Annotated in this window: 9 protein-coding genes; 6 read left to right on the forward strand and 3 right to left on the reverse strand. The window is 70.4% G+C overall.

Annotation, left to right across the window (positions count from 1 at the left end; all coding sequences use genetic code 11):
• Positions 1-30 precede the first annotated feature (30 nt).
• On the reverse strand, positions 31-2277 hold the full coding sequence (locus ACFW22_RS35155) for a transglycosylase domain-containing protein (protein WP_386412702.1): 2247 nt from the start codon (positions 2275-2277) through the stop codon (positions 31-33).
• Positions 2278-2854: 577 nt separating this feature from the next.
• Here ACFW22_RS35155 and ACFW22_RS35160 point away from each other — a divergent pair.
• Positions 2855-3199 carry a WhiB family transcriptional regulator gene (locus ACFW22_RS35160; RefSeq protein ID WP_384874385.1) on the forward strand — a complete coding sequence of 115 codons (345 nt, stop codon included), beginning with the start codon at positions 2855-2857 and terminating at the stop codon, positions 3197-3199.
• A 93-nt stretch (positions 3200-3292) separates the two neighbouring features.
• Here the strand turns inward: ACFW22_RS35160 and ACFW22_RS35165 are convergent, their stop codons facing one another.
• Both ACFW22_RS35165 and ACFW22_RS35170 read right to left on the reverse strand, forming a co-directional pair.
• Entirely contained in the window at positions 3293-4585 is a 1293-nt protein-coding gene (locus ACFW22_RS35165; RefSeq protein ID WP_386412719.1) for an ArsA family ATPase, read from the reverse strand.
• Between the two features lie 197 nt (positions 4586-4782).
• The gene (locus ACFW22_RS35170; protein ID WP_386412705.1) at positions 4783-5745 is read right to left on the reverse strand and encodes an ArsA family ATPase; all 963 of its coding nucleotides are present in this window, start codon (positions 5743-5745) and stop codon (positions 4783-4785) included.
• Positions 5746-5903: 158 nt separating this feature from the next.
• On the opposite strand from ACFW22_RS35170, the gene ACFW22_RS35175 reads away from it, so the two are divergent.
• From ACFW22_RS35175 to ACFW22_RS35195, 5 genes are all read left to right on the forward strand, one after another.
• A complete protein-coding gene (locus ACFW22_RS35175; protein WP_015034547.1) occupies positions 5904-6062 on the forward strand; it encodes a DUF4177 domain-containing protein in 159 nt (52 codons plus the stop codon).
• Positions 6059-6529 carry a RidA family protein gene (locus tag ACFW22_RS35180; protein ID WP_386412708.1) on the forward strand — a complete coding sequence of 157 codons (471 nt, stop codon included), beginning with the start codon at positions 6059-6061 and terminating at the stop codon, positions 6527-6529. The genes ACFW22_RS35175 and ACFW22_RS35180 overlap by 4 nt, the downstream gene beginning before the upstream one ends.
• 85 nt (positions 6530-6614) lie before the next feature.
• Positions 6615-7490 carry an NUDIX hydrolase gene (locus ACFW22_RS35185; RefSeq protein WP_386412711.1) on the forward strand — a complete coding sequence of 292 codons (876 nt, stop codon included), beginning with the start codon at positions 6615-6617 and terminating at the stop codon, positions 7488-7490.
• Positions 7490-8320 (forward strand): MBL fold metallo-hydrolase, encoded by an 831-nt coding sequence (locus tag ACFW22_RS35190; RefSeq protein WP_386412714.1) that lies wholly within the window; start codon positions 7490-7492, stop codon positions 8318-8320. The genes ACFW22_RS35185 and ACFW22_RS35190 overlap by 1 nt, the downstream gene beginning before the upstream one ends.
• 220 nt (positions 8321-8540) lie before the next feature.
• The gene (locus ACFW22_RS35195; RefSeq protein WP_386412716.1) at positions 8541-9425 is read left to right on the forward strand and encodes a prohibitin family protein; all 885 of its coding nucleotides are present in this window, start codon (positions 8541-8543) and stop codon (positions 9423-9425) included.
• The last annotated feature ends 48 nt before the right edge of the window (positions 9426-9473 follow it).

Raw genomic sequence — 9473 nt, forward strand, 5'->3', positions numbered from 1 at the left:
GGGGCGCCCTCGCGCTCGTGGTCCGGTGGGTCAGCGGTTTCCGCCGCGGCCGTTGCCGCGACCGTCCCCGCCGCCGAGCAGGTCCGTCGGGAGCGTCACTCCGGGAAACGGTTCCGTCGGGTCGGTGTCGCCGGGCTTGGCGTCGCCGCGCTTGCGGGGCTTGTTCGGGCCCGCGTCGCCTTCCTTCTCCGGGTCCCTGGGCTTCTCGGCCCGCGGCACGGAGATGGGGTTGAAGCTCGGCGTCTCGTCCGAGTCGAGCGCTCCGGTCATCGCGATCCGCCAGATCGGGCCGGGCAGGCAGCCGCCGCAGACCTTGTCGTAGTAGACGCCGCCGATGGTGAGGTTGTACATCCCGTCCCGGTCGCCGATGTCGTCGCCGACCCAGACGGCGGTGGACAGGTTCGGGGTGTAGCCGACGAACCAGGCGTCCATGCGGTCGCTGGTGGTTCCGGTCTTGCCCGCGTTGTCGCGGTCGCTGAGACCGGCCCGGGTACCGGTGCCGTCTTCGACGACGCCCTTCAGCATCTGGTTGATGGTGTCGGCGGTGCGGTCGCTCATCGCGCGCGTGCACTTGCTCTTCGGCACGTTCAGCTTGTCGCCGTTGGCCGCCTTGATCGACTCGATGGCGACCGGGGTGCAGTACAGGCCGCGGTTGGCGAAGGTCGCGTAGACGGACGCCATGTCGAGCGGGGTGCTCTCGACGCTGCCGAGGGTGGCGGAGGGGCTCTGCTCGATGGGCTTGCCCAGTTCGCGCTCGTACCCGACCTTCTTCGCCATCGTCAGCGTCTCGCAGAGGCCGGCCATCTGCTCCAGCTTGGCGAAGTAGGTGTTGATGGACTTGCCGAGGGCGCTCGTCATGTCGAACATGCCCTTTTCGGACTTCAGCTCGTTGTTGACCTCCCAGTTCGCGTAGCCCGCGGGCTTGCCGTCACAGCGGGTGTAGTCGCTCTCGGAGACGTTGATCTGTGCCGGGGTGTCGAAGCTCTGGGCCGGGCTGATGCCCTTCTCCAGGGCCGCCGCCGCCGTGATCGGCTTGAAGGTCGAGCCGACCTGGAAGCCGTAGGTGGTGCCGCCCATCTTGCTGCCGACGGCGAGGTTGAGCGTGGTCTGGTGCTGCTTCTGGTCCAGGCCGTACGGGCGGGACTGGCTCATCGACAGGATGCGGCCGGTCTTGGGCTGGACCTGCACCACCGAGGCGGCGACCGGGTCGTCCTTGTCGACCTTCGCGATGGCGGCCTCGTTGGCGGCGGCCTGTGCGCGCGGGTCGAGGGTGGTCTTGACGGTGAGGCCGCCCAGGTTCCACAGCTTCTGCCGCTCCTCGACCGTCTTGCCGAAGACCGGGTCGTTGAGGATCGTCTTGCGGACGTAGTCGCAGAAGAAGCCGGCGCCGTTGACGGCGGTGATGCAGCCGTTCTTCGGGGTCTTGACCTTCAGCTTGATCGGCTGCGCCTTGGCCTCGTCCGCCTCGGCCTGGCTGATGTCCTTGACGTCGGCCATCCGCTGGAGGACCACGTTGCGGCGCTTGGTGGCTTCCTGGATGTCGTTGATCGGGTCGTAGCGGCTCGGCGACTGGACCAGACCGGCCATCATCGCGGCCTCGCCCAGGGTGAGGTCGGCGGCCGGCTTGGAGAAGTACCGCTGGGAGGCGGCCTCGATGCCGTAGGCCTGCTGCCCGAAGAAGGTGATGTTGAGGTAGTTCTCCAGGATCTTCTTCTTGCCCAGTTCCTCTTCGACCTGGATCGCGAATTTCAGCTCGCGCACCTTGCGGCCGATGGTCTGCTGGGTGGCCTGGGCGACCTTCTCGGGGTCGTCACCGGCTTCCTCGACGAACACGTTCTTCACGTACTGCTGGGTCAGGGTGGACGCGCCCTGCGCGACCCCGCCCGACTGCGCGTTGCGGTTGATGGCGCGCAGCACGCCCTTGAGGTCGATCGCCCCGTGCTCGTAGAAGCGTCCGTCCTCGATCGCGACGATCGCCTTCTGCATGTACGGGGAGATCTTGTCCAGCGGGACGACCTTCCGGTCCCGCGAGTACACCGTGGCGATCAGACCGCCCTTGGCGTCCAGGATGGTGGTGCGCTGGCTCAAGGGCGGGGTCTTCAGATTGGAGGGGATCTCGTCGAACCCCTCGACCGTGCCCTTCGCGGCCAGCCCGAGCGCGCCGGCCGCGGGCAGGGCGATGCCCGCCAGCACGGCTCCGGAGAGCACGCTGACACCGAGGAACTTTGCGGCTTGCTGGGTCCCGGTCAGACCGCCGCCCGAGCGCTTCTTTGCCATGGGGGCAGCCTAATCCGTGGGCATGAGCGTTCCGTAGGAGCGGGGGCCTCCCGGAGCGTTCGCGTACCAGACCGTGACATCCGGATGCCGCAGGTGCGCGTGCACGCCGTTCGACGGCCCGGTGCGCGGAGGCGCGAGCGGTTCCCGGAGCGGTGCGGCATCGCGGGCGGCGACGTTCCCATTCTCCGGACACGCGTACAGGCATTGGCCTAAGCTGCTCCCAACTGTCACAGCAACGCGGTCTCGCATCAAGACCCGGACGTGACGTCGACATGAATTTCCATGACCCCGAAGCATGGAGAGTTCCTGTCTGATTCCGGTTCATGTGTCGCTCAATGTCCGGAATGGCTGCGGTGGAGAAGGGCGCTTCGTGGCGATGTGTCCTTTAGCTCCCACATGTCCTTCGATCACTCCCCTGGGTGATCTGACGTGCACGCATAGTCCGTTCGGGCCATTCAAGATTGGGCCCGAAGGGGGTGTTGCGCTGTGCCCACCTTCCGTAACGTCCCAACTGGCAGCGGTGAATATGCCGCTGCCGCCGTGGGGGAGCCTCGATTCGGGAGAGGACGGCGCCGGTATGGGCTGGGTAGCTGACTGGAGTGCGCAGGCGGCCTGCCGCACTACCGATCCAGACGAACTTTTCGTGCAGGGAGCGGCGCAGAACAGGGCCAAGGCGGTGTGCACCGGATGCCCGGTGCGTACCGAGTGCCTCGCTGACGCGCTCGACAACCGAGTGGAGTTCGGCGTGTGGGGCGGCATGACGGAGCGCGAGCGCCGTGCATTGCTGCGCCGGAGGCCGACCGTCACCTCGTGGCGCCGGCTCCTGGAAACCGCGCGCACGGAGTACGAGCGCGGAGCGGGCCTGCTGCCCGTGGCGATCGACGACGACGCGACGTACGAGGAGTACGCCGCGGTCGGCTAGGACCCCGACCCGTACGAGATCCGCGTACGGCAAAGGGAACGCGTACGGATTCGGGTACGAGTGCGGATACGGGTACTCGTACGCGAAGCGGCCTCAGGGCGAGGGTGTGTGTCCCCCCGTGAGCCGGTCACCGATGGCCCGCAGCCCGGCGAGGTCGTGCACATCGCCGGGCAGGGCGGCCACTTCGGCCACCGCCACTTCGGGGTGGAGCGCGGTGAAGCGGTCGCGCGTGCGCTGCTCACGCGAGAGCACCTGCATGCGCTCGGCATGCAGGCGCAGGAGTCCCGCGGTCACATGACGCACGTCCACGTCTGTTTCGTCTGTCGGTTCGGCTGTGGGGGCAGCCTGGGGTACGGGCAGTACGGCGGCGGTGGCGAGTTCGGATGGCTCGGGGTCGGTGGCCGGGGAGCCACGAAGACCATCTTTCCCGCCTCCCTGATCCACAATGCGCCCCTCCTCAAGATTTTCCGCGGCAGCCCGTGCCCGCTCCGCCGACAAGCGGTCGGCGCCGCTGCCGTGGACCCGGTTGAGGACCAGTCCGGCCAACGGCATCTCTTCGGCGGCCAGTCGCTCCACGAAGTACGCGGCCTCGCGCAGCGCGTCCCGCTCCGGCGTGGCCACCACGAGAAAGGCCGTGCCCGGAGCCTGGAGCAGTCGGTACGTGGCGTCCGCACGGGTCCGGAACCCGCCGAACATCGTGTCCATGGCCGCCACGAACGTCTGCACGTCCTTGAGGAACTGACCCCCCAGCAGCTTCCCCAGGGTCCCCGTCATCATCGACATGCCGACGTTGAGGAACTTCATCCCGGCCCGACCCCCCACCTTCGCGGGGGTCATCAGCAGCTTGATGAACTTCCCGTCGAGGAAGGAACCGAGCCGCTTCGGCGCGTCCAGGAAGTCCAGCGCGGACCGGGAGGGCGGGGTGTCGACGACGATCAGGTCCCATGCGTCACGGGCCCGGAGCTGGCCCAGCTTCTCCATCGCCATGTACTCCTGCGTGCCGGCGAATCCGGCGGACAGGGATTGGTAGAAGGGGTTCTCCAGGATCGCCCGCGCCCGCTCGGGATCCGCGTGCGCCTCGACGATCTCGTCGAAGGTGCGCTTCATGTCGAGCATCATGGCGTGCAGTTCACCGCCGTCGGAGCCCTTGATGCCGTCCACCCTGCGCGGGGTGTTGTCGAGGGAGTCGATGCCCATCGACTGGGCGAGCCGACGCGCCGGGTCGATGGTGAGGACGACGACGCGCCGGCCCCGCTCCGCCGCCCGCACGCCGAGGGCCGCCGCCGTGGTCGTCTTGCCGACCCCGCCCGCGCCGCAGCAGACGATGATGCGGGTCCCCCGGTCGTCGAGGATCGGGTCGAGCGCCAGGACGGGGGCACGGTCCAGCCCGTTTCCGGCGGGGTCGGTGACGGCGTCCGCTCCGCTCGGGGAAGCGGCGACCCCCGTGGTACCCGTTCCCGCCGTGCCGGCAGCCGTTCCCGCCGTGCCGGTGCCCGGCCCCGTCGTACCGGTGCCCTCCTCCGCGGCCGGTCGGGGGTCGGCCGCGGCAGCGGTCTTGCGCGTTCCGGCGCCTGCTTTCCCCGTCACGCGCCCACCCCTTGCTTCCGCAGTTCCTTCGCCAGCCGATAGAGCCCCGCGATGTCCGCTCCGTCCCCGAGGAGGGGGAGCTCGTACGAGGGCACCCCGATGTCGTCGAGGGCCGCGCGCTGCGTCCGTTCCAACTCCACCCGTCGGGCGTGTTCGGCGGCCTGCTCGAGGAGCGGATCGACCAGGTCCGTACCGCCCGGGACGCCGACGGAGGCAAGGGTCCGTGCGACGGCCTCCCGGTGGTTGCCGGAGGCGGCCCGTACCGCCGTCCCGTCGAGGACGTGCGGCCGGACCATGTTCACCACGACCCGGCCCACCGGCAGCTCGGCGGCCCTCAGCTCCGCGATGCCGTCCGCGGTCTCCTGGACCGGCATCTCCTCCAGGAGCGTCACCAGGTGGACCGCGGTCTCGGGGGACTTGAGGACCCGCATGACGGCCTGTGCCTGGTTGTGTATCGGGCCTATCCTCGCCAGGCCCGCGACCTCGTCGTTCACGTTGAGGAAGCGGGTGATGCGGCCGGTCGGCGGCGCGTCCATCACCACGTGGTCGTAGGTGGGGCCGCCGTGCTTCTCGCGCCGCCGGACCGCCTCGCACGCCTTGCCGGTCAGCAACACGTCCCGGACGCCCGGTGCGATCGTCGTCGCGAAGTCGATCGCGCCGAGCTTCTTCAGGGCCCGCCCGGCACCACCCAGCTTGTAGAACATCTGGAGGTAGTCGAGGAGCGCCCGCTCGGCGTCGATCGCCAGTGCGTACACCTCGCCGCCGCCCGGCGCGACGGCGATCTTGCGCTCCTCGTACGGAAGCGCTTCCGTCTCGAAGACCTGCGCGATGCCCTGTCTGCCTTCGACCTCGACGAGGAGGGTCCGCTTCCCCTCCGTGGCGAGGGCGAGCGCGAGGGCGGCGGCCACCGTCGTCTTACCGGTACCGCCCTTGCCGCTGACGACCTGGAGCCTGCTCACGCTGTCGAGCCTAACCACTGGCGGCTGCGCCCAATCAGCAGGCCGCCCCGGAGAAGTCACCTAGGGGGAGCCCCGGGGAGCAGCCGGAGGGCGTCGCGGGCGCCCGTGGCGGACCGCCTCGGGGAGCAGCCGGCCCGGCAACGGATACAGTCGGCCCCATGACCAAGTGGGAGTACGTCACGGTGCCGCTTCTGGTGCACGCGACCAAGCAGATTCTGGACACCTGGGGCGAGGACGGCTGGGAGCTCGTCCAGGTCGTGCCCGGGCCGAACAACCCCGAGCAGCTCGTGGCCTACCTGAAGCGGGCCAAGTCGTGAGCGGGGCCGTCGAGGCGCGGATCGCCGAGCTCGGCCTGAAGCTGCCCGAGGTCGTGCCGCCGCTCGCCGCCTACCAGCCGGCCGTGCAGTCCGGTGCGTACGTCTACACCTCGGGCCAGCTCCCGATGGTCGCGGGCAAGCTTCCGATGGCCGGCAAGGTCGGCGCCGAGGTCACCCCCGAGGAGGCCAAGCAGCTCGCCGCCACCTGCGCGCTCAACGCCCTCGCGGCCGTGAAGTCGGTCGCCGGTGACCTGGACCGCATCAAGCGCGTCGTGAAGGTCGTCGGCTTCGTCGCCTCCGCCGCCGACTTCACCGGCCAGCCCGCCGTCATCAACGGCGCCAGCGAGCTGCTCGGCGAGATCCTCGGCGACAAGGGCGTGCACGCGCGCAGTGCCGTCGGAGTGGCCGTGCTGCCGCTCGACGCGCCGGTCGAGGTCGAGGTCCAGGTCGAGCTGGTCGAAGCCTGATCACCGGTTCCCGAACGGAGGGCCGGTCGTCCCGACGGGACGGCCGGCCCTCGTGCATTTCTGTGCTTCCGCATAGCATCCGGCCATGTCGAATGGTCAGTCGAATGGTCAGTGGTACCCGCCGGAATGGCCCGACCGGATCCGGGCCCTCGCCGCCGGAGAGATCACCCCGGTGACGCCGCGCCGCGCCGCCACCGTCCTGTTGCTGCGGGACGGGGCCGCCGGTCCCGAGGTCCACATGCTGCGCCGGCGCACGTCGATGGCCTTCGCGGCCGGCGCGTATGCCTATCCCGGCGGCGGCGTCGACCCGAGGGACGAACAGCCGGTGCGCTGGGCCGGCCCTTCGTTGGAGGCCTGGGCGGACCGGCTCGGCCTCGACGATCCCGCGCAGGCACAGGCCGTGGTCTGCGCAGCCGTGCGCGAGACGTTCGAGGAGGCGGGCGTGCTGCTCGCCGGGGAGACCGCGGAGGGCGTCGTCGGCGACACCACCGGAGAGGACTGGGAGCGGGACCGGGTGGCCCTCGTCGCCCGGGAGCTGTCCTTCGCCGACTTCCTCGACCGGCGCGGACTCGTGCTGCGCTCGGACCTGCTCGGTGCGTGGGCCCGCTGGATCACCCCGGAATTCGAGCAGCGCCGCTTCGACACCTGGTTCTTCGTGGCGGCGCTCCCGGCCGGGCAGCGCACCCGGGACGTCTCCGGCGAGGCCGACCGCACGGTGTGGATCCGCCCGGCCGAGGCCGCCGCCGGTTACGACCGGGGCGAGCTGACGATGATGCCGCCGACGATCTCGACCCTGCGCACCCTGGAGCCGTACCGGACGGCCGCCGAGGTGCCCGCGGCAGCGGAGGGGCAGGACCTGGCCCCCGTCCTCGCCCAGGCCCGTCTGGAGGACGGCGGGCTGGTCCTGAGTTGGCCGGGGCACGAGGAGTTCACCAAGGTCATCCCCACCGGGGGCGCCTGATGAGCGCCGCCGCCGCCCTGCCCGGCCAGCCGCGCGGACTCGTGGAGTCCGGGCCCGCGACCGCCCGCGCGGTCAACGTCCTGGCGCCGAACCCGTCCGCGATGACCCTCGACGGAACCAACACCTGGCTGCTCTCCGAGCCCGACTCCGGACTCGCCGTCGTCGTCGACCCCGGCCCCCTCGACGAGGGCCACCTCCGGCACGTCGTCGACACCGCGGAGAAGCTCGGCAAGCGCATCGCGCTGACCCTGCTGACCCACGGCCACCCGGATCACGCGGAAGGCGCCGGTCGCTTCGCCGAGCTGACCGGTACGGCCGTGCGGGCCCTCGACCCGGCGCTGCGGCTCGGCGACGAAGGGCTCGGCGCGGGCGACGTGGTGACGGTCGGCGGACTGGAGCTGAGGATCGTTCCGACACCCGGACACACCTCGGACTCGCTCTCCTTCCACCTGCCCGCCGACCGGGCGGTGCTGACGGGCGACACGATCCTGGGGCGCGGCACGACGATGGTCGCGCACCCGGACGGGCGGCTCGGCGACTATCTGGATTCGCTGCGGCGGCTGCGCTCGCTGACCGTCGACGACGGGGTGCACACGGTCCTGCCGGGGCACGGGCCGGTCCTCGAGGACGCGCAGGGTGCCGTGGAGTTCTACCTCGCCCACCGCGCGGGTCGGCTCGCGCAGGTCGAATCGGCGGTCCGGAGCGGCCACCGGACGGCGGCGGACGTGGTGGCCCACGTCTATGCGGACGTGGACCGTTCCCTGTGGCCGGCGGCCGAGCTGTCCGTGCGGGCGCAGTTGGAGTACCTGGGGGAGCGCGGTTCGCCCTGAGGCCCTGAGGCCCTGGGGGCCTGGGGGCCGCACCGGCACCGGGAGCCCGCCTCCGGGGAGCCCCGCCTCCGGAGCCGTCTCCGGGAGCCCGCCTCCGGGGCCGGGGAGCCCCGTCGTCGGGGGCGAGCACCCCTGCCGGTCGTGCCCCGGGAGTGTGCGGCGGCTTTCCCGTGTCTTAGGCTCCGCTGGCAATCGGTTCGTCGCTTCAGGGGGAATGCTCGTGTTCGTCATAGCCGTGCTGCTCGTCATCGCCGCAGCGGTGTTGTTCTTCGTCGGTCGCGCCAGTGATTCGAGCGGGCTGAAGTTCGGGGCCCTCGGCGCGGTCCTGGCCGGTCTCTTCTCGTTCCTCGTGAGCATGACCTATGTGGTCAGCGCCTACGAGGTCGGCGTGCCGGTCGCGTTCGGCCGGGTCGGCTCGCCCATGACCTCGGGACTGCACGTGAAGTCGCCGTTCACCGACGTCACGACCTTCTCCACCCGGCCGGTCGACCTCAACCTCTCGGACAAGGACGTGGTCGAGGTCCGCTCCTCGCAGGGCGGCGTCATGTACGTCGAGGTCACGGTGAAGTGGGCCGTCGTCCCGTCCAAGGCCGTCGAGCTGTACAAGCTGGCGGGCAGCGAGGACGCCATCCAGCAGCGGCTCGTCTACCCCGACAGCCGGGAGATCGTCCGCAACGTCTTCGCGCGCTACACCAGTGAGCAGGGCTACGCCTCCGGCCGCGAGAAGATCAATGCCGAGCTCGGCGTCCTGATCAAGGAGCGTCTGGCTCCGCGCGGCATCGACGTGACCACGGTCAACCTGCGCAATGTGAAGCCCTCGGACGCCCTCCAGGGCCAGATCGACCGCAAGATCCAGCAGGAACAGGCGACCGAGCGGGCCACCGAGGCCGCCCGCACCGCCAAGGCCGAGGCTGACCGGCGCCGCATCGAGGCGGAGGGCATCGCCCGCGCCAACAAGATCCTCAACGACTCGCTGACGGACAAGGTCCTGATGAACCAGTGCATCGACGCGTACAAGGAGGCCGCGGCGAAGAACCCGGTCTACGCGGTGCCCTGTGGGAGCGGCGGCTCCGCCCCGGTGATCGTGGACGGCTCGAAGCGCTGAACCCGGTTCCGTGGGCACGCGAAGGGCCGCCCCGGTCCCATCGGACCG

It is taken from the genome of Streptomyces sp. NPDC058872, assembly GCF_042743065.1.
Lineage (GTDB): Bacteria > Actinomycetota > Actinomycetes > Streptomycetales > Streptomycetaceae > Streptomyces.